The organism is Nocardia sp. NPDC004168, from assembly GCF_040610355.1.
In the GTDB taxonomy this organism is placed as follows: domain Bacteria; phylum Actinomycetota; class Actinomycetes; order Mycobacteriales; family Mycobacteriaceae; genus Nocardia; species Nocardia sichangensis.
Window position 1 is genome coordinate 237,223 of sequence record NZ_JBEXME010000004.1, and the last position, 18,551, is coordinate 255,773.

Genomic DNA, 18,551 nt, shown 5'->3' on the forward strand with positions numbered 1-18,551 from the left:
ATTCCGTCGCCACTGGCGGCTCTTGGCCGGGTCGGCCAACCGAGCCGTACCGACCTTTTCTACAACCGATCGGTCTCGGTGAGATCGATATCCAGATCGAACGGCACGGTCAGCTTCAGGCGATCGTGGTGAATTCCGGTAAGCGCGTACGTCTTCGTGGCCGGATCCAGTTCGTACACGTAGACGACGGGGCGGCCATCCACGTTCTCCACTCGCCAGAAGTGAGCGATGCCCGCGCGGGCATAGAGTTGCGGCTTCCGCTCGCGATCCCGGGTGCGGGATTCCGCCGACACCACCTCGACTGCCAAGACGACGTCATCGGCGAGATAGGAGGTGAGTTCGGGACCGCCGTCACGGTCGGCGTGGATGACGACCAGGTCGGGTTCCGGACGCTGGTCCCGCCCGAGCGTCACTGTCATTTCCCGCCGCACCCGAAGGTGCGCCGGGGCGAAATGGCGGAGCACGGAGTCGAGCAGCGTGATCACCAACATGTGGAACTTCGCCTGCGGACTCACGAAGACGAGACTCCCGTCGATCAGCTCGGTGTGCGGGGGAAGGTCTGGCAGGCGATCGAGATCCTCGGCGACGAACCCGCCCGGCGGCGGGCGCAGCCACTGCGGAAACGGCTCGACGGTCATGGTTCGAGTATGTCACCCCTGGTGGGCCGGACGAAGGGTCGATGGGGCCGGATGGAGTGGGCCAAGGGTATGCGGCAGAGTGGGGTGGGTGCAGTTGATTCTCGTTCGCCATGCCCAGCCGGTCCGGATGCTGACTTCGGGTGGGCCCGCCGATCCGGAGTTGGCCCCGGTAGGGCTGGAGCAGGCCGAGCGGGTGCCCGCGGCGCTCGGCCATTACCGGATCTCTCGGGTGGTGAGCAGCCCGCAGCGCCGGGCTCGGGAGACGGCGGCGCCGACCGCCACGAAACTGGGGCTCGGTGTCGATGTCGTCGACGACCTCGCCGAATACGATCGCGATCTACCGGCCTACATTCCCATCGAGGACGCGAAGGTCGAATTCCGCGACGCCTATGACCGGATCAAGGCCGGGCATCTTCCGGTGCAGGTGGACGGTGCGGCATTCAAGGCCAGGGTGTACGCCGCGGTCGCCGATATCGTCGCGGCCACCGATCCGGCCGACACTGTCGTCGCGTTCGCGCACGGCGGTGTGATCAACGTGCTGCTGCAAGAGGTCCTCGAGCTGGAGAGGCCGCTGACCTTCCCCATCGACTACTGCTCGATCACCCGCATCCTGTTCTCCCGCACGGGGCGCCGCACGGCCGCCACCGTCAACGAGAACGGGCACGTCTGGGACCTGTTGCCCCGCAATATCGCCTCGAGCTGAGCACTCACAGAGGATTGCCAGGCCGACCGCACCGGTGTCCCAGTCACGGGAGGTCCCTACGTTTTCGGTGCCTGCTCAGACCATGCCGGCGATCCGCTGATCGCCACGCGCTGAGTTATTCACAGCCGATTGCCAGGCCCGTCGCACCGATGTCCCAGTGACCGAACCTTCGATAGGACCGGTGAGCCGCTGCCGAACGGCGACTCACGGTTCGAGAGAAAGGAATTCCGTGTCGCTCTCCAAAACCGCTACGCCGCTGCGGCGTCTGGCCGGGGTCGCCGCGGCCGGTGCGCTGATCACCGTCCCGCTCGCGGCCCTCGCGGCGACCGCGTCCGCCGAAACCACCGCCGACCAGGCGCAGATCCAGCTAGTGGACGCGCCGCAGCAGGGCACCGACATCGACGGCGGCCCTCGTCATTTCGAACGTTTCGAACGGCACGACGGGCCGGACTGTGGGCCGGACAACGGCCCGTGGCGGGATGGCCCGCGGCAGAAGCACTTCTTCCATGTGCTTCCGCCCACCGGGTCCAGTTAGACCCTCCGGCCGCATCGAAAAGGGCCCACTTCCGAGTTTCGGAGGTGGGCCCTGTGGTTTCGGTGCCAGGTCAGGCCATGCCCGCGATCCAGTTGTGCATCCAGGAGATGGCCGTCTGGCCGCCACCCACCGGGTAGCTGCCGTACAGGGTATGCGCCTGCGACTTGTAGAAACGCTCCAGGTCCTTGACTCGCTGCTCGTTGGCCGAGTCGGTCAGCTGCGCCTGCAGGACCGGGACACCGCCCGAACTCATCAGATCGCCGAAGATGTTGCCCGCCTCGATCTGGTAGCGCCACATGTTGGCCGGATTGGCGTCCGACGCCTGGGCGAGGAAACCGGCGAACCGTGTGACGAAGTCCTCGGTCGCGGTGGCGCAGTAGAGGTCGTCGAGCGCGCAGATGGTGCGGGTGCGGTCACTGATCCAGCCGAAGCCGCCGACACGGGGACCACCGGCGCCCGCTCCCGGCGCGACCGGGCCGACCTGGATGTCGGTGGGCGAACGACGCGGATCGGAGATCAGGCCCACGCCGGCGATGCGGTCGGGCGGCACGACACCGAGGCCGGTGCCGATCTCGGCGGCGAGGTCACCGGCGGCGTCCGCGCCCTGGCTGTAGCCGACCAGCGCGATCTTGGTCGCACCGCACTGCTGCGCCATGTTCGCGATCAGGCCACGCGCGTTGTCGACCGCTTCCTTCTTGGAGTTGCCGTAAACCTCGCCCTCCCAGGGAAAGGCGGTCGCGGCATAGGTCACGTAGTCGACCTCCGCGGAGGACGGTAGGCCACGGGTGACGCCGGACAGCATGCCCGGCTGCGGGTTCTTTTCGTGCCCGGTCTCCCAGGTACCCGGGATCGCCACCACGTACAGGCTCGGGCAGCCGGGGGCGGCGTTCGCCGAACCGCTACCGAGAACCAATCCGGACATCACGGTCGCGGACGCACCCAGAGCCGCGACGACCTTCTTCCACTGCATACCGCTCCAAACCTCGCCCTCGTCGACTTCCCGCCGAGTTGCCGCGTCAATGCTGAACGCACTGGATGTCGTTCCAGTGCACGCCGGGTGAACAGAAGTCACCCGACCGGATGAGGTGCGCTCATAACCACATCCCAAGATCAGCAGTACGCCGGAGATCACAATAAGGCCACGCCCGCCGCAATGCCATTCGAACCCCGCAGTGTGTCGGATTTCCGTGGCCGGGGCGACTCGAAGCCGGGAAATCGCACGCGAAAAGGCGCCTGCGGACGAGTTGTCCACAGGCGCCTTTCGTTTCCGCTCCGGTAAGAGAGGGGACCTAGCGCTGAGCCACCATGGTGGGGGTGATCGGCGCCGGGAGGGCGGTCTCGCCTTCCAGGTACCGGTCCACGCCCGCGGCCGCGGCGCGGCCTTCGGCGATGGCCCAGACGATGAGCGACTGGCCGCGGCCCATGTCACCCGCGACGAAGACGCCGGGAACGTTGGTCGCCCAGTTCTTGTCGCGCTGCACGTTGCCGCGCTGGTCGTAGCCGACGCCGAGATCGCTGAGCAGGCCCGGCTTCTCGGGACCGACGAAGCCCATGGCCAGCAGCACCAGGTCGGCCTCGAGCGTGAAGTCGGTGCCCTCCACCTTCTCGAACCGGCCGTTGACCATCTTGACCTCGTGCGCCTCCAGGCCGGTCACCTTGCCGTCCGCGCCGACGAAGCGCTCGGTGTTCACCGAGAACACGCGCTCGCCGCCCTCCTCGTGCGCCGAGGAGACCCGGTACATCAGCGGGTAGGTCGGCCACGGGGTGGACGCGGCCCGCTCCTCCGGGGGACGCGGCATGATCTCGAACTGGTGGATGCTCGCCGCGCCCTGCCGGTGCGAGGTGCCGAGGCAGTCGGCGCCGGTGTCGCCACCGCCGATGATGACGACCTTCTTGTCCTTCGCGTGGATGGGCGGCAGGCCCGCTTCGTCGGTGACGTCGTCGCCGAGCTGCACCCGGTTGGCCCAGGGCAGGAACTCCATGGCCTGGTGGATGCCGTCCAGATCGCGGCCCGGGATCGGCAGGTCACGCGCCAGCGTGGCGCCGCCGGCCAGCACGATCGCGTCGTACTGCTCGCGCAACTGCTCGGCGGTGATGTCGACGCCCACGTTCACACCGGTCTTGAAGATGGTGCCCTCGGCCTCCATCTGCGCGAGACGGCGATCGATGAAGCGCTTCTCCATCTTGAATTCCGGGATGCCGTAGCGCAGCAGACCGCCGATGCGGTCGGCCCGCTCGAACACGGTCACGGTGTGCCCGGCGCGGGTCAGCTGCTGCGCCGCGGCCAGACCGGCCGGGCCGGAACCGACGACGGCGACCTTCTTGCCGGTGAGGCGGGTCGGGTAGACCGGGGTCACCCAGCCCTCGTCGAAGGCGTTCTCGATGATCTCGACCTCGACCTGCTTGATCGTGACCGGATCCTGGTTGATGCCGAGCACGCAGGACGCCTCACACGGCGCGGGACACAACCGCCCGGTGAACTCCGGGAAGTTGTTGGTCGCGTGCAGCCGGTCGATGCCTTCGCGCCAGCGGTCCTTGTAGACCAGGTCGTTCCACTCGGGGATCAGGTTCCCCAGCGGACAGCCGTTGTGGCAGAACGGGATACCGCAGTCCATGCACCGGCTGGCCTGGGTCTGCAAGGTCTGGTGGGAGAAGTTCTCCTCGTAGACCTCTTTCCAGTCCATCAGGCGCAGCGGCACCGGGCGCCGCTTGGGCAGTTCCCGTGCGGTGTGCTTCAGAAAACCCTGGGGGTCAGCCACGAGCGGCCTCCATAATCGCTTCGTCCACGTCCTTGCCGCTCTTCTCAGCTTCGGAGATGGCGAGCAAAACCTTCTTGTATTCGCGCGGCATGACCTTCACGAAATGGTTCACCTGCTGCGACCAGTCGCTCAGAATGCGCTCGGCCACCGGGGAACCGGTCTGGTCACGGTGCTGGGTGATGATGTCGTGCAGCCAGGTGAAATCGTCACCGGCCAGCTGCTCGACGGCGTCGGCCTGCTCGGGGTTGAGCTTGGACGCGAAGGTGCCGTTCGGGTCGAAGACGAACGCCACGCCGCCGGACATACCGGCGCCGAAGTTGCGTCCGGTCTCACCCAGGATGACCACCCGGCCGCCGGTCATGTACTCACAGCCGTGGTCGCCCACGCCCTCGACCACCGCGGTGGCGCCGGAGTTGCGCACGGCGAACCGCTCGCCGACCACACCGCTGAGGAAGACCTGGCCGCTGGTGGCGCCGAACAGGATCACGTTGCCCGCGATGATGTTCTGCTCGGCGACGAACTCGCCGGGCGCGTTCAGCGACGGGCGCACCACCAGGCGGCCGCCGGAAAGACCCTTGCCGACATAGTCGTTCGCGTCACCCTGCACGCGCAGCGTGATGCCGGCGGGCACGAAGGCGCCGAAGCTGTTGCCCGCCGACCCGGTGAAGGTGATGTCGATGGTGTCGTCGGGCAGGCCCGCGCCACCGTAGAGCTTGGTCACCTCGTGGCCGAGCATGGTGCCGACGGTGCGGTTCACGTTCGTGATCTTGGTCTCGAACTTCACCGCCTGACCGCGCTCGAGCGCGTCGCGGCTCTGCACGATCAGCTGCTGGTCCAGCGCCTTGTCCAGGCCGTGGTCCTGCGCCTTGGTGCAGCGGCGGTCCTGGTACATGAACGCCGTCTCGACGTCGTCCAGGATCGGCGAGAGGTCCAGCTTGCTGGCCTTCCAGTGCTGCTTGGCGCGCGAGGTGTCGAGCAGGTCCACCCGGCCGATCGCCTCGTCCAGCGAGCGGAAGCCCAACTGCGCCAGCAGTTCCCTGACCTCTTCCGCGATGAACCGGAAGAAGTTCTCGACGAATTCCGGCTTGCCGGTGAACCGCTCGCGCAGCACCGGGTTCTGCGTCGCGACGCCGACCGGGCAGGTGTCCAGGTGGCAGACGCGCATCATGATGCAGCCCGACACCACCAGCGGTGCGGTGGCGAAGCCGTACTCCTCGGCGCCGAGCAGCGCGGCGATCATCACATCGCGGCCGGTCTTCATCTGGCCGTCGACCTGCACGACGATGCGGTCACGCAGCCCGTTGAGCAGCAGCGTCTGCTGGGTCTCGGCCAAGCCGAGCTCCCAGGGGCCGCCCGCGTGCTTCAGCGAGGTCAACGGCGAAGCACCGGTGCCGCCGTCGTGGCCCGAGATCAGCACGACATCGGCGTGCGCCTTGGAGACGCCCGCCGCGACGGTGCCGACGCCCGGCTCGGCGACCAGCTTCACGTGGATGCGCGCCTGCGGGTTCGCGTTCTTCAGGTCGTGGATCAGCTGCGCCAGATCCTCGATCGAGTAGATGTCGTGGTGCGGCGGCGGCGAGATCAGGCCGACGCCCGGCGTCGAGTGCCGCACCTCGGCGACCCACGGGTACACCTTGTGCGCCGGAAGCTGGCCGCCCTCACCGGGCTTCGCGCCCTGCGCCATCTTGATCTGGATGTCGGTGCAGTTGGTCAGGTAGTGCGCGGTCACGCCGAAGCGGCCGGAGGCCACCTGCTTGATCGCGCTGCGCCGCCAGTCGCCGTTCTCCTCCGGCTCGAAGCGCGCCGGGGACTCGCCGCCCTCGCCCGAGTTCGACCGGCCGCCGAGACGGTTCATCGCGATCGCCAGGGTTTCGTGCGCCTCCGCCGAGATGGAGCCGTAGCTCATCGCGCCGGTGGAGAACCGCTTCACGATCGCCGATACCGGCTCGACCTCGTCGATGGAGATCGGGGAACGCGCGTTGTGCTTGAACTTGAACAGACCGCGCAGCGATGCCAGCCGCTCGGACTGGTCGTCGACCAGCTTGGTGTACTCCTTGAAGATCGAGTACTGGCCGGACCGGGTGGCGTGCTGCAGTTTGAACACCGTGTCCGGGTTGAACAGGTGGTATTCGCCCTCGCGCCGCCACTGGTACTCGCCGCCGACCTCGAGCTCGCGGTGCGCGCGCTCGTTGCGGTTCTCCAGGAACGCGATGCGGTGCCGCTGCGCGACGTCGTCGGCGATCTCGTCCAGGCCGATGCCGTCCAAGTGCGAGCGCAGGCCGGTGAAGTACTCGTCCACCAGGTCCTGCGACAGGCCGATCACCTGGAACAGCTGGGCGCCGTTGTAGGAGGCCAGCGTGGAGATGCCCATCTTGGACATCACCTTCAGCACACCCTTGCCCGCGGCCTTGTTGTAGTTCGCGACCGCCTTGCGGTAGTCGGCGGCCAGGTCGCCGGTGCTGCCCGGTACCTCGAGCGCGCCGCGCTCGAGCATGTCCTCGATGCTCTCGAAGGCCATGTAGGGGTTGATCGCGGCGGCGCCGAAGCCGACCAGGGTGGCCATGTGGTGCACCTCGCGGGCGTCACCGGCCTCCACGACCAGGCCGACCTTGGTACGGGTGCGCTCGCGCACCAGGTGGTGGTGCACCGACGAGGTCAGCAGCAGCGAAGGGATCGGCGCCAGCTTCTCGTTGGACTCGCGGTCGGACAGCACGATGATCCGCGCGCCGCCGTCGATGGCGGCCGACACCTGGGTGTTGATCGCCTCCAGCGCCCTGCGCAGGCCCTTGCCGCCCTTCTTCACGGGGTACAGGCCGCGCACGACCACCGAGCGCAGCTCGGGGTGCGATCCGTCGTCGTTGATGTGCACGAGCTTGGCCAGCTCGTCGTTGTCCAGGATCGGCTGCTCGAGCGCGATCATGTTGCAGGACTCCGGTCCCGGGTGCAGCAGGTCGGCCTCCGGGCCGATGTTGCGCTTGAGGCTGGTGACCACCTCTTCCCGGATCGCGTCCAGCGGCGGGTTGGTGACCTGCGCGAACAGCTGGGAGAAGTAGTCGAACAGCAGGCGCGGACGGGCCGAGAGCACCGCGATCGGGGTGTCGGTGCCCATCGAGCCGAGCGCTTCGCCTCCGGTCTTGGCCATCGGCGAGATCAGCAGGTTGAGCTCCTCGGTGGTGTATCCGAAGATCTGCTGGCGAATCAGCACGCGGTCGTGCGACATGTGCACGTGCGGGCGGTCGGGCAGGTCGGCCAGGCGGGAGACGCCCGCGTCCAGCCACTCCTGGTAGGGCTGCTCGGCGGCGAGCAGGGACTTGACCTCTTCGTCACCGACGATGCGGCCCTGGGCGGTGTCGACCAGGAACATGCGGCCCGGCTGCAAGCGCGCCTTCTTGACCACCTTGGACGGGTCGATGTCCAGGACGCCGACCTCGGAGGCCATCACGACCAGGCCGTCGTCGGTCACCCAGATGCGGCTCGGCCGCAGGCCGTTGCGGTCGAGCACGGCGCCGACGACGGTGCCGTCGGTGAAGCACACCGACGCGGGGCCGTCCCACGGCTCCATCAGCATCGAGTGGTACTCGTAGAAGGCCCGCTGCTGCGGGTTCATGTTCTCGTTGCGTTCCCAGGCCTCGGGAATCATCATCAGCACGGCGTGGGGCAAGCTGCGGCCGCCGAGGTGCAGCAGTTCCAGCACCTCGTCGAACCGGGCGGTGTCGCTCGCCCCCGGGGTACAGACGGGGAAGATCTTCTCCAGCCGGTTCTTGCCCGCCGAGTCGACGCCGAAGACGTCGCTGCGCAGCAGCGCCTCGCGGGCGCGCATCCAGTTCTCGTTGCCGGTGACGGTGTTGATCTCACCGTTGTGCGCCACCCGGCGGAACGGGTGCGCCAGCGGCCAGGACGGGAAGGTGTTGGTGGAGAACCGGGAGTGCACGATGCCGAGGGCGCTCTCCACCCGGGAGTCCTGCAGATCCAGGTAGAACGCGCGCAGCTGCGGCGTGGTGAACATGCCCTTATAGACGAAGGTCTGCCCCGACAGGCTCGGGAAGTAGACCGACTCCCTGCCGACCGCACCCTCACCGGCTCCGGCCGACCCCAGCTCACGCTCGACGCGCTTGCGCACCACGTAGGCGCGACGCTCCAGATCCATATCCGACAGCGGATCGGAGGCGTTCTTCGGCGATGCGATGAAGATCTGCCGGAAGCTCGGCATGGCGTCGCGCGCCAGCGCGCCCAGCGACGACTCGTCGATCGGCACCTCGCGCCAGCCGAGGACGTCGAGGCCCTCTTCCTTGACGATCTTCTCCACGCCGTAGGCGGCGCGCGCGGCTTCGCGGCGGGCCTGCGGCAGGAAGGCGATACCGGTGGCGTAGGAACCCTCCGGCGGCAACTCGAAGTCCACGATGGCGCGGAAGAAGCGGTCCGGGACCTGGATCAGGATGCCCGCACCGTCGCCGCTGTTGGGCTCGGCGCCCGCGGCGCCACGGTGCTCCAGGTTCAACAGAGCCGTAATAGCCTTGTCGACGATGTCGCGGCTGCGGCGGCCGTGCATGTCGACGACGAATGCGACGCCGCAGGCGTCGTGCTCGTTCGCCGGGTCGTAGAGCCCGATGGGTCCAGGTGACCGGTGGCCAGGAAGTTGCGTCATGCCTCTGCCTTCAGGAAAGTCGGCCTTCGAAGAAAACGGCCTTTCGTCGAACGCCTCCGTACAAGACTGCGCCCGTACGTTCCGAAGCCAGCCGCGCTGATGGTCTTCGGCGTGCAGTCAGGTCTGCAGTTTTTTCCACCCGCTTCTGTGACGTAGTGGGTGCCCTTCGGTAACGGATCCCTAACAAGATCCTTACCTCCGAGCGGGTGCTCGACCGCTACGCTGAGCACCTGGCTAGGGCTGCCCGAGCGGGCGAGGTAGCCGAACGTTCTGTGTTCGGCGTAAGAGCAAACGATAAGTCAGGTCCAGGGCCCAACCAACTTAGGTTGCGCTAATAACCAGGTTTAGCTGGGCTTCTGCATTGGGTCCTCCACGTGTGCGCGCCGTCCAGTGTAAAGCAGCGAGCGCCATGCGATCGATCCCCATGGCACCCGGTGCCAGCTGGGAAAACCGACGCGCGACACCTACCCGAGACCTTCCTCACGAGACCCGGAAACCGCCCTCACCTGCGTCGAAATGGATTTCCCCCGCGGGATGCCCGGCAAACCAAGTGGCGGCGGCTAACTCGGCGCTGTGACCGATGAGAGATTTCCGACAGCTGCGTGACAAGCAATGAATATGATCCGACCGTCCGGACTCTTTTGCCCACTGTGGGGTTCAGCACATAACCAGCAAATATCAGGAAGTGGTGTTGGACACATCTTTCCGCGCGGGTCGCCCGGCGGGCCCGGCCGCGCCCTACGCCGCGCAGAGCGACACGGCGGCCCGCACCAGCGCCGCTCGGTGCAGGACATCGGCGCGGTCCGCGACGACCACGCCGAAGACGCTGCGCGCCAACTGTTCCGCGCAATCCGGCGCGGTCAGCTCCGCTCGGCGCCCGGCGAGCTGATCGAGGATCTCGACGTTCACCCGGTCGATGACCGGGCGCACCGAGTCGAGTCCCACCGGCGCGGTGGGCGCCGCGGCTGGGTCGAAGCGCCACCTCGTCATCAGCCCCCGCTGCACCGTCTTGCTGGCCTCGATCTGCCCGAGGAAAACCTGCCGCACCCAGTTCTCCGACAGCTCACGGTCGTGGCCGAGCCGGATCATGACCTCGTAGACCTCCGCCTCACGGACCGGATCGTCGATGGTCGGCTCGATGCCGCGCTCACCCGCGGTCGACCACTTCGCGGCGGCCACCGCGTCGGCGGTGTCCAAGCGCTCGACCACGAGGGCGACCAGCCGGTCGAGCGACCGGTCGGCCGGAGCGGCCCCCGCGCTGACCGGCCAGATCAGAAGCGCTGCCGCCAACAGCGTCAACCAGACTCCGCGCACGTTGTGACCTCCTGGAATCACCCACCCCGGATACGAAGCACCGGATGATCTGTGAGCCTTGCCACATCCGACCGTCCCTGCTCGCTGCGAACCGGGCGAGCCTGTCACGCTGTCACAACGAATCCGTGACAGTTTCGTCGCGCCCGTGAAAGCGCCTGGGACGTAGAGGATGTGCATTCCGATGACCGTCACCGGCTTGTTCACCTGGCTCGGCGGCGGCCGGACCAGCGCGATCAGCGATCGTCACGAGCGTGCCGGATACGCCGTCACCGGTGCTGTGGTGCTGTTGTTCGCCACGATCTCCGGTGTGGTCGCCGCCCTGGCCGCGGCCTCGGCGTGGCCGTGGTCGGCCGCGCTGGCCTCGGGCATCGTGGTCGCCGCGCTCACCGGCGCGCTCGCCAGGGCACTGGCGACCGCGCGGCCGAGCGGCGGACCGGATCGGCTCGGGCTGGTCGCGCGCATCGCGGTCGCCGTGCTGGCCGGTGGGCTACTCGCGGAACTGGCCGCGATTGTGCTGTTCAGCGGGTCCGTCGACCGGGTGCTGGCGGAGAAGGCGCAGCGCTCGCTCGATTCCGCGCCGCGGGTCGTCGCGGCGCAGGCGGAACTGGACCGGGCGAAAGCCGACCGGGCCGCGCTCGAACAGGCGATCGCGATGGCCCAGAACGATATCGACCACGCCCTGGTGATCGCACGCTGCGAATTCAATCCGACCCCGGAGTGCCCGCGGACCAGGATCACCGGCGTGCCGGGCCGTGGGCCGGAAGCGCAGACGGCCAACGCCATGCTCGACGACGCCCGCAAGCATCTCGCCACCGCGCAGGACCGAGTGGACGCGGCCGATCGCCGGATCGACGCCGACCAGGCCGCCCTGTCGGCCGCGCGCACCGCCGCCTTCGACGACGCCGACCGTGGGCTCGGCGCGCGCTGGCAGGCGATGAACGACTACACCGTGCACGACGCGCTGCCGCTGCGCATTCTCACCATCCTGGCGTTCGTCGCCTTCGCGCTGCTGCCGCTGGTGCTGCGCTGGTGGCGTGGCGAGACCTCGTTCGACCGGCACAACGCGGCGCGCACCGTCCACGACCGCGCCGAGCGGGAAGCCGACGCGGTGATCGCGGTCAAGCAGGCCGAGGTACGCGCCGAGGCCGAGACCCTGCGCGCCGAGCAGCAGCTCACCGCCGCTCGTCTCGCCGTCGAGGCGGACACCGCCATCGATCGGGAACGGCAGCGCACCCGCATCATCGCGGCCATCGGCGGCATCGAGATCGGCATCACCGAGCCGCCGCGCCGCCCCGAACTTCCCGCCGCCACGGCGGACGACCGAAAGGACAGCGCCATGCCCGACGAGGCGACGCCGAACCTACCCGCGCCCACCGGCGTGCACCCGCAGGTGCCCGCCGTCGCATCCGCACCGGCAGCGCCGAGCGGCGGCGGTCTCGAGCTGCCGCTTATCGGCACGGTCCCGTTCACCGACACCGCGGCGCGTTTCATCCGGCCGCTCGTTCCGTCCTTCGTCGCCAACGCGATCGATACGGCCACGCATCCGTTGCGCACGGCGCGGCAGGCGTTCGAGGAGGTCGAGGAGATCACCTTCACGCTGCGGCGCACCCGCAAGGTCACCGTCGACGGCCAGACCTCGCATCCGCAGGCGGTCGGCTACCAGTTGCCGCCCGGCGCGCCCGAGATCGCGCACGCCCAGCACATCGCCGCCACCGTCGTGGACGCCGCGTACTCCGCGCCGCACGCCCCGCGCTATTCCTCGCTTCCGCCCACCGGCGCAGCGGGTTACGGTCTGCCCACCGGCGCCCACCGTGACGAACTGCCGGGCCACCACCGCCCCGAACTCCCCGAGCCCGGCCGCCGCGAACTGCCGCCGGGTCGCTGACCGCACCACTGCCACCCACGGCCCACCCGGCGCCGGATCCGGCCGAGTGCGACCTACGGCGCTGGGGCGCTCCGCGGCTTACGCTGCACCCATGCAACACAGGGAGGTGACGCTCGCCGCGGCGCCGTGGGGGTCGCGATTGCTCGGGTCCGCCGAGGAGTCGTCAGGGCTACGACGCATTCGCGTCCAGCTGTTGCTCACCGTGCCCACGCTGTTGGGCAATCTGACGGGCATGGTCGTGTCGATCGTCCTGGTCGGCTTCGTCTTGCCGGGCCCGTCGGTGTTCACCCGGGATCTCCTGCTGCTCGACGTGCTCGCCGCACCGCTGTACGCGACCTGCGCGCTGTTGCTCGGCCTGTGGTGGGGCACCACCCGCGAATTGCGCGCGCTGCGGTGGGCCACCGATCCGGACCGCGTGCCGACCGAGGAGGAGATGGCCGCGGCCACGGCGGTGCCGCGCAGGCTGGTGCGCGACCAAGCGCTGCTGTGGTTCGGCGGGCTCGTGCTGCTGACCACGCTGTACGGGCTGGCCGAACCCCAACTGATCCCGAAGGTGGCCTTCGGCATCGCGATCAGCGCCATCGTGGTGTGCGCGAACAGCTACCTGATCATCGAGTTCGCGCTGCGGCCCGTCACCGCCCGGGTGCTGGAAGCCGCGGATTCCGGTCGGCGCCGCGGCATCGGCGTCTTCGGACGCTCGCTCGTCGTCTGGGTGGTCGGCTCCGGCGTGCCGGTGGCCGGAATGATGGTGCTCGCGGTGCTGGCGCTCACGATGGATGACGTCACCAAGGCGCGACTGGCGGTCTGCGTGCTGTCGCTCGGCGGCGCGACACTGGTCTTCGGTCTCCTGCTGATGACGCAGACCTTGGCCGCGACCGTCGCGCCCATCCTCGGCGTGCGCCGCGCGATGCGTCAGGTGGAGGACGGCGATCTCGATGTCGCGCTGGCCGTTTACGACGGCACCGAGCTGGGTGAGCTGCAGAGCGGTTTCAACCACATGGTGGAGGGACTGCGCGAGCGCGAGCAGATCAGGGACCTGTTCGGCAGGCATGTCGGCCGTGAGGTCGCCGCGGCCGCGTTGGCGGGCGACCCGGCGCTCGGCGGTGTGGAGACCGACGCCGCGGCCCTGTTCATCGACATCGTCGGCTCGACGACCATGGCCGCGACCATTCCCGCGCCGGAGATGGTCGCCATTCTCAATCGGTTCTTCGGCATCGTGGTCGACGAGGTAGAGCGCCACGGCGGGCTGGTCAACAAGTTCGAGGGTGACGCGGCCCTGGCCGTCTTCGGCACGCCCGCTCCGCTGGCCGACGCCCCGGGCGCGGCGCTGGCCACCGCCCGCGCGATCCTGGCTCGGCTCGACAGCACCGCGACCGATTTCGTCGCGGCCATCGGCGTGGCCGCGGGCCGGGTGGTCGCGGGCAATGTCGGCGCGCATCAGCGCTACGAGTTCACCGTCATCGGCGACGCCGTCAACGAAGCGGCTCGCCTGTGCGAACTCGCCAAGCAGCAGGGCCTGCTGCTCGCCTCAGGCGCAACCGTCGCGGCGTCCGCCGAGTCCGAAGCCGGACACTGGCGGCTCGGTGAATCCGTCACCCTTCGCGGCCGCCTCGCGCCGACCCGGCTCGCCAGCCCGGCCTGACGACCGAGGTGTCAGGCGCGGGTCTTGGCAAGATTTTCGACGATCTCGGCGGTGCAACCGGTTTCGCCGAGGAGGGGGAAGATCCGTTCGATGCTGTTGCGGTGCGCCTCCACGTTCAGATCGGCCATGGCGTCCGTCGCGAGCGTGACGTGGTAGCCGTGTTCGAAGGCGGCGCGAGCGGTCGACTCCACGCCGATGCTGGTGGTGAGCCCGGCCAGCACGATCTGTGTGACGCGGCGGCGGCGCAGTTGCAGATCGAGGTCGGTTCCGTGGAAGGCACCCCAAGTGCGCTTGGTCACCGTGATGTCGTCAGGGTGACCGGCGAGGTCGTCGACGATGACATCCCAGCCGTCGGGCAATGAACCTGGTGGGCTCGAGATGTCGCTGCGACCTGGAGCGGCATCCGCTCCGTCCGCACGGGCCGTCATCCGCACCAGGACGACCGGGGCGCTGTGCTCGTGGAAAGCACGGGCCAGCTCGACCGCCCGGGCGACCACTTCTCGACCGGTATAGGGGACGGTCGGCGCGTCGATGAGGGCGTTCTGCAAGTCGACGAGGACCAGCGCGCTGGACGGGTCGAGTGCGGTGACAGTCATGAATTTTGCCTGGCTTCCTGCGAAACGCTTGCCGTTTGTGGTTGAAGGGTTGTCGCCACCGCAAGGTCGGGTGCAGGTGCGGATTCCTGGCGACGGGGTAGCAGCAGCGGGCTGACGAGGATCAGCAGTCCCGCGACCGTGATAGCCGTGCGCGGGCTGGTCACGTCGGCGAGCAGTCCGCCGAGCGCGCTGAGCACTGCGATGGAAGCGCTGCTGCTGATCGACCAGGCCGACAGGGTGCGGGCGACGCGGTCTTCGGGTGTGTGCTCGAGTCGATAGGTGGCCAGTACCGGGTTGTACAGGCTCATGCTGATGATGATCGCGAGCTCGACAGCGATCACCGTCGCGAGGCCTGCGACACCGGGCTGGACGAACGCGAGGCCGATCAGCCAGATCGCGCGCAGCGTGCCGACGGTGCGCAGGACCCGGTGCCTGCCGTATCGCTCCACGACACGGCCGGCAAGGCGTGAGCCGATGAGTCCGCCGACGCAGGGGGCGGCGAAGGCGAGGCCGTACTGCCAGGGTGGGAATCCGAGCTCGCGGAGCAGCAGTACGGCCAGGAGCGGTTCGGTGGCCATGATCAGTCCGCCCACGAGCAGCTGGTTGAGGTAAAGCGCCCGTAATCCCGGATGAGCCAGCAGGTACCGCCAGCCTTCGAGCAACTCACCGGCCCGCAGCCGGGTCTTGCCGGTCCGCCGCGGAGGTTCTTCCCTGCCGCGAATCGCCGTGACCGCCAGCGCGGAGAGCAGGTAACTCAGCGCGTCGGCCACCACGGTGGTGACCGGCCCGAACAAACCGATCGCCGCTCCGCCCAGCGGCGGCCCTACGGCGGTGGAACTCCACGTCGTCGACTCGAATCGCGCGTTGGCCACGAGCAGGTCGTCGGGCCGCACAAGGGCTTTGAGATAGGCGCCGCTCGCCGCGTTGAAGGCGATCTTGGCCGCGGCGACCACGGCCGAGACGACCAGCAGCTGGACGAAACCGAGTCGGCCGAAGGCATAGGCGAGCGGGATCGTCATCATGACCGCGAACCGGGTGAGGTCCATCGCGATCATCACCGGTCGCTTGCGGCGATATTCCACCCACGGCCCGAGCGGCAACGCGATCAGCGCGCCCACCGCCGGCCCCACCGCCGACAGCGCGGACACTTGTCCGGGGCCTGCGTGCAGCACCAGCACGGCGATCAGCGGCAACGCACCGAACCCAAGACCCGACCCGTAGGCGCTGACCGCGTAGGCCGCCCACAACCATCCGAACTGCCGACCGAGAGATCGTCCGGTCCCCAAGCTTCGCACCTCTCGATCGCACAACTCACTGTTGACCGCCATGGATCAAAGCAAGGCGCGGAGGTGTGATCAAACAACCGAATCAGCGATGATCCACAACCAAATGTTGTGCGATTCGAACGCAGCGACTACCTCGACTTCATACGAGCGGACGCGCCCGACACCCAGGTCCGGGTATTGCATGGGCGCAGCGCATCCCGCGCATCACGGCGACGGCCGGCTTGATCGGCACCGCAGTCGGTCCGATGTCGCGCGGTGAACCCTCATGATCGTCTTCAGCGGGCTCACCGCCGCCGACCGGGCAGTGGTGGTTCCGCAGCCGGCGGGTCGGCCGCGGCCTCGAACACCGGCGTGGGCAGCGCCGCGCAATCCGGCCCGCGAAATCACCCGCGCGCATGGCGCAAACGGAACGCCACCGCGGCCGCGATCAACAAGATCGCGGTGGTACCGAGGGCCGCGAAGTGGATGCCCGAGACGAAGGACTCGTGCACCGAGGCGAGGAACGCGCGCCCGGCGGCCTCCGGCAATTCACGTGCGAAAGCCGTGGCGGCGCCCAAGGATTCCGAGGCGGCAGCCATCCGGTCGCCCGGCACGTGCGTCGGATCGAGACCGTTGCGGAAGATCGCCATGACCACGCTGCCGAGGATCGCGACGCCCAGCGCGACGCCGGTCTCGTACGCGGTCTCCGACACGGCGGCGGCCGCGCCCGCGCGCTCCGGCGGCGCCGAGCCGACCACCAGGTCGGAGGACACGGTGAGCGCGACGCCCACGCCTGCCCCGATGAACAGGAAACCGAGTACGAACGGCGTGGTACTGGTGGCCGCGTCGGGGCCGAGCAGGCCGAACAGCGCCGCGCCCACCGCCGCCGTGATCAGCGCGCCGCCCAGCACCGTGCCCGGCCGCAGCCGCCGCACCAGCCAGGCCGCGGCGAGCGAGGCGATCATCCCGGCCGACAAACCGGGCAGCAACAGCAATCCCGCTTGCAGTGGGGAGCGTCCCAGCACCAACTGGAGGTACTGCGAGCCGAAGAAGAGCACACCGGCCAGCGCGAACACCGCGAGCAGATTGGTCAGCACCGCCGTACGGAACTTCGGCAGCGCGAACAGCGCCAGGTCCAGCATCGGTTGCTCCAATCGTCGCTGCCTGCGCACGAACCACGCCCCGGCAAGCAGGCCGATCAGACTGATCACCGCGACCCGGACACTCGGCCCGTGCGCCGCGAATTCCTTCACCGCGTACACCACCGGCACCAGCGCGAGCATCGACAGCACGGCGCTGAGCAGGTCGAAACGACCGGGCCGCGGATCACACGACTCCGGGATCAGCAGCGGACCGAGCCCGATCAGCACCAGCATGACCGGCAGGTTCACCAGGAAGACCGACCCCCACCAGTAGTGCTCGAGCAGCCAGCCGCCCAGCAGCGGTCCCGCCGCGGCGCCACCGCCCGCCATCGCGCTCCACACCGCGATCGCGACGGTTCGCTGCCGCGGATCGAGGAACATCGACCTGATCAGTGCCAGCGTCGCGGGCATCAGCGTCGCACCGGCGACACCCTGCAGTACGCGCGCCGCGATGAGCATTTCCGGCGTCAGGGACCACGCCGCGAGTATCGATGCGACACCGAATCCCGCCGCGCCGAACAGCAGCAATTTGCGCCGCCCGATCCGGTCGCCGAGGTTGCCCATGACGACGAGCAATCCGGCGAGCACGAACGAGTAGACGTCGATGATCCACAGCAGTTGCGGCGTGGTCGGCGCGAGATCGGCGCTGATCGCGGGCACGGCCAGATCGAGCACCGTCGCGTCGACGGCCAGCAGCAGTAGCGCGAGCGCCAGCACGGACAACCCCACCCACTCGCGTGTCCCCGCTCGAGGTGGGGCGTTGGTCGATCGTTCGGCGGGTTGCGCGGTCTGGGTGGTCATGACTTTCTCGACTTCCGTCGTCTGTTTCTTACCGTCCAGACGGTATAGTACTCACATAACCGTCCGGACGGTATAGTCAGCCGGGTGACGGCTGACACCCGCGACCGAATCCTGGATGCGCTCGAGACCTTGCTCCTGGAAAAAGGCATGTCGCACGTGACTCTGGAGAATGTCGCGGCCACCGCGGGCGTCTCCAAAGGCGGCTTGCTCTATCACTTCAAGAGCAAGGACGCGCTGCTCGCGGGCTTGGTCCGCAGACTGGCCGACCGTGCGGGCCAGCAGTTGGACAACTCGGTCGCCAAAGGCGGCTCGGTAGCCGAGTGGTACCTGCAGACGCCGAACCCGGCCGTCGAGGCGGAGGCGGTGGAGTTGGAGCTCTACCGGTCCATGCTCGCGACCATGCGCACCATCGACGCCACGCCCGAGCCGGACGAGGTGCAGCAGGCGTTGGTGGACCTGATGAATTCCTGGTCGGACGGTCTGGACGAGGAGGTCGCCGACCCGGTTCAGGCCGACCTCATCCGGCTGGTCGGCGACGGCGTGTACCTGCGCGCGCTGCTCGGTCTTCCGCCCATCGATCCCGTTCGCTACCGGCACGTGGTGGACCGCTTACTGCGGCGCTGACG

General features: G+C 68.5%; 13 protein-coding genes. 5 read left to right on the forward strand and 8 right to left on the reverse strand.

The features are described 5' to 3' along the window. Positions 1-59: 59 nt before the first annotated feature. On the reverse strand, positions 60-638 hold the full coding sequence (locus ABZW96_RS10530; protein WP_355073326.1) for a Uma2 family endonuclease: 579 nt from the start codon (positions 636-638) through the stop codon (positions 60-62). 88 nt (positions 639-726) lie between these two features. Between ABZW96_RS10530 and ABZW96_RS10535 the strand changes: the two genes are divergently transcribed. Both ABZW96_RS10535 and ABZW96_RS10540 read left to right on the forward strand, forming a co-directional pair. Next, on the forward strand, positions 727-1,341 hold the full coding sequence (locus ABZW96_RS10535) for a histidine phosphatase family protein (protein ID WP_355073328.1): 615 nt from the start codon (positions 727-729) through the stop codon (positions 1,339-1,341). Positions 1,342-1,570: 229 nt separating this feature from the next. Next, positions 1,571-1,876: a hypothetical protein gene (locus ABZW96_RS10540; RefSeq protein ID WP_355073329.1), complete on the forward strand. Its 306-nt coding sequence runs from the start codon at positions 1,571-1,573 to the stop codon at positions 1,874-1,876. Positions 1,877-1,946: 70 nt separating this feature from the next. On the opposite strand, the gene ABZW96_RS10545 is transcribed toward ABZW96_RS10540, so the two are convergent. The 4 genes from ABZW96_RS10545 to aroQ form a co-directional block, all read right to left on the reverse strand. After that, positions 1,947-2,846, reverse strand: a complete 900-nt coding sequence (locus ABZW96_RS10545; RefSeq protein ID WP_355073331.1) for a cutinase family protein — start codon at positions 2,844-2,846, stop codon at positions 1,947-1,949. Between the two features lie 319 nt (positions 2,847-3,165). Then, positions 3,166-4,635, reverse strand: coding sequence for a glutamate synthase subunit beta (locus ABZW96_RS10550; protein WP_355073333.1), 1,470 nt, complete (start codon positions 4,633-4,635; stop codon positions 3,166-3,168). Then, the gene (gene gltB / locus ABZW96_RS10555) at positions 4,628-9,280 is read right to left on the reverse strand and encodes a glutamate synthase large subunit (protein ID WP_355073334.1); all 4,653 of its coding nucleotides are present in this window, start codon (positions 9,278-9,280) and stop codon (positions 4,628-4,630) included. Before gltB ends, ABZW96_RS10550 begins: the two co-directional genes overlap by 8 nt. Positions 9,281-10,018: 738 nt before the next feature. Further along, positions 10,019-10,594, reverse strand: coding sequence for a gamma subclass chorismate mutase AroQ (gene aroQ, locus ABZW96_RS10560; protein WP_355073335.1), 576 nt, complete (start codon positions 10,592-10,594; stop codon positions 10,019-10,021). Positions 10,595-10,775: 181 nt separating this feature from the next. Here aroQ and ABZW96_RS10565 point away from each other — a divergent pair, with 181 nt between their 5' ends. Next, positions 10,776-12,479 carry a DUF4407 domain-containing protein gene (locus ABZW96_RS10565; RefSeq protein WP_355073337.1) on the forward strand — a complete coding sequence of 568 codons (1,704 nt, stop codon included), beginning with the start codon at positions 10,776-10,778 and terminating at the stop codon, positions 12,477-12,479. Between the two features lie 91 nt (positions 12,480-12,570). Beyond that, entirely contained in the window at positions 12,571-14,121 is a 1,551-nt protein-coding gene (locus ABZW96_RS10570) for an adenylate/guanylate cyclase domain-containing protein (RefSeq protein ID WP_355073339.1), read from the forward strand. 11 nt (positions 14,122-14,132) lie between these two features. Here ABZW96_RS10570 and ABZW96_RS10575 read toward each other — a convergent pair whose 3' ends face one another. The 3 genes from ABZW96_RS10575 to ABZW96_RS10585 all read right to left on the reverse strand — a co-directional run bounded on the left by ABZW96_RS10575 (position 14,133) and on the right by ABZW96_RS10585 (position 17,925). Next, positions 14,133-14,717 carry an isochorismatase family protein gene (locus ABZW96_RS10575; RefSeq protein ID WP_355073340.1) on the reverse strand — a complete coding sequence of 195 codons (585 nt, stop codon included), beginning with the start codon at positions 14,715-14,717 and terminating at the stop codon, positions 14,133-14,135. Further along, a complete protein-coding gene (locus ABZW96_RS10580; protein ID WP_355073342.1) occupies positions 14,714-16,003 on the reverse strand; it encodes an MFS transporter in 1,290 nt (429 codons plus the stop codon). The genes ABZW96_RS10575 and ABZW96_RS10580 overlap by 4 nt, the downstream gene beginning before the upstream one ends. Positions 16,004-16,386: 383 nt before the next feature. Further along, complete coding sequence (locus tag ABZW96_RS10585) at positions 16,387-17,925, reverse strand: MFS transporter (protein WP_355073344.1); 1,539 nt, start codon at positions 17,923-17,925, stop codon at positions 16,387-16,389. Positions 17,926-18,009: 84 nt separating this feature from the next. Here ABZW96_RS10585 and ABZW96_RS10590 point away from each other — a divergent pair, with 84 nt between their 5' ends. After that, positions 18,010-18,549: a TetR/AcrR family transcriptional regulator gene (locus ABZW96_RS10590; protein ID WP_355073346.1), complete on the forward strand. Its 540-nt coding sequence runs from the start codon at positions 18,010-18,012 to the stop codon at positions 18,547-18,549. Positions 18,550-18,551 lie beyond the last annotated feature (2 nt).

Bases quoted from the DNA above. Each gene is read 5' to 3' on its own strand.
- ABZW96_RS10530 (WP_355073326.1), bottom strand. From the start codon at position 638: ATGACCGTCGAGCCGTTTCCGCAGTGGCTGCGCCCGCCGCCGGGCGGG.
- ABZW96_RS10545 (WP_355073331.1), bottom strand. From the start codon at position 2,846: ATGCAGTGGAAGAAGGTCGTCGCGGCTCTGGGTGCGTCCGCGACCGTG.
- gltB (WP_355073334.1), bottom strand. From the start codon at position 9,280: ATGACGCAACTTCCTGGCCACCGGTCACCTGGACCCATCGGGCTCTAC.
- ABZW96_RS10565 (WP_355073337.1), top strand. From the start codon at position 10,776: ATGACCGTCACCGGCTTGTTCACCTGGCTCGGCGGCGGCCGGACCAGC.
- ABZW96_RS10570 (WP_355073339.1), top strand. From the start codon at position 12,571: ATGCAACACAGGGAGGTGACGCTCGCCGCGGCGCCGTGGGGGTCGCGA.
- ABZW96_RS10575 (WP_355073340.1), bottom strand. From the start codon at position 14,717: ATGACTGTCACCGCACTCGACCCGTCCAGCGCGCTGGTCCTCGTCGAC.
- ABZW96_RS10585 (WP_355073344.1), bottom strand. From the start codon at position 17,925: ATGACCACCCAGACCGCGCAACCCGCCGAACGATCGACCAACGCCCCA.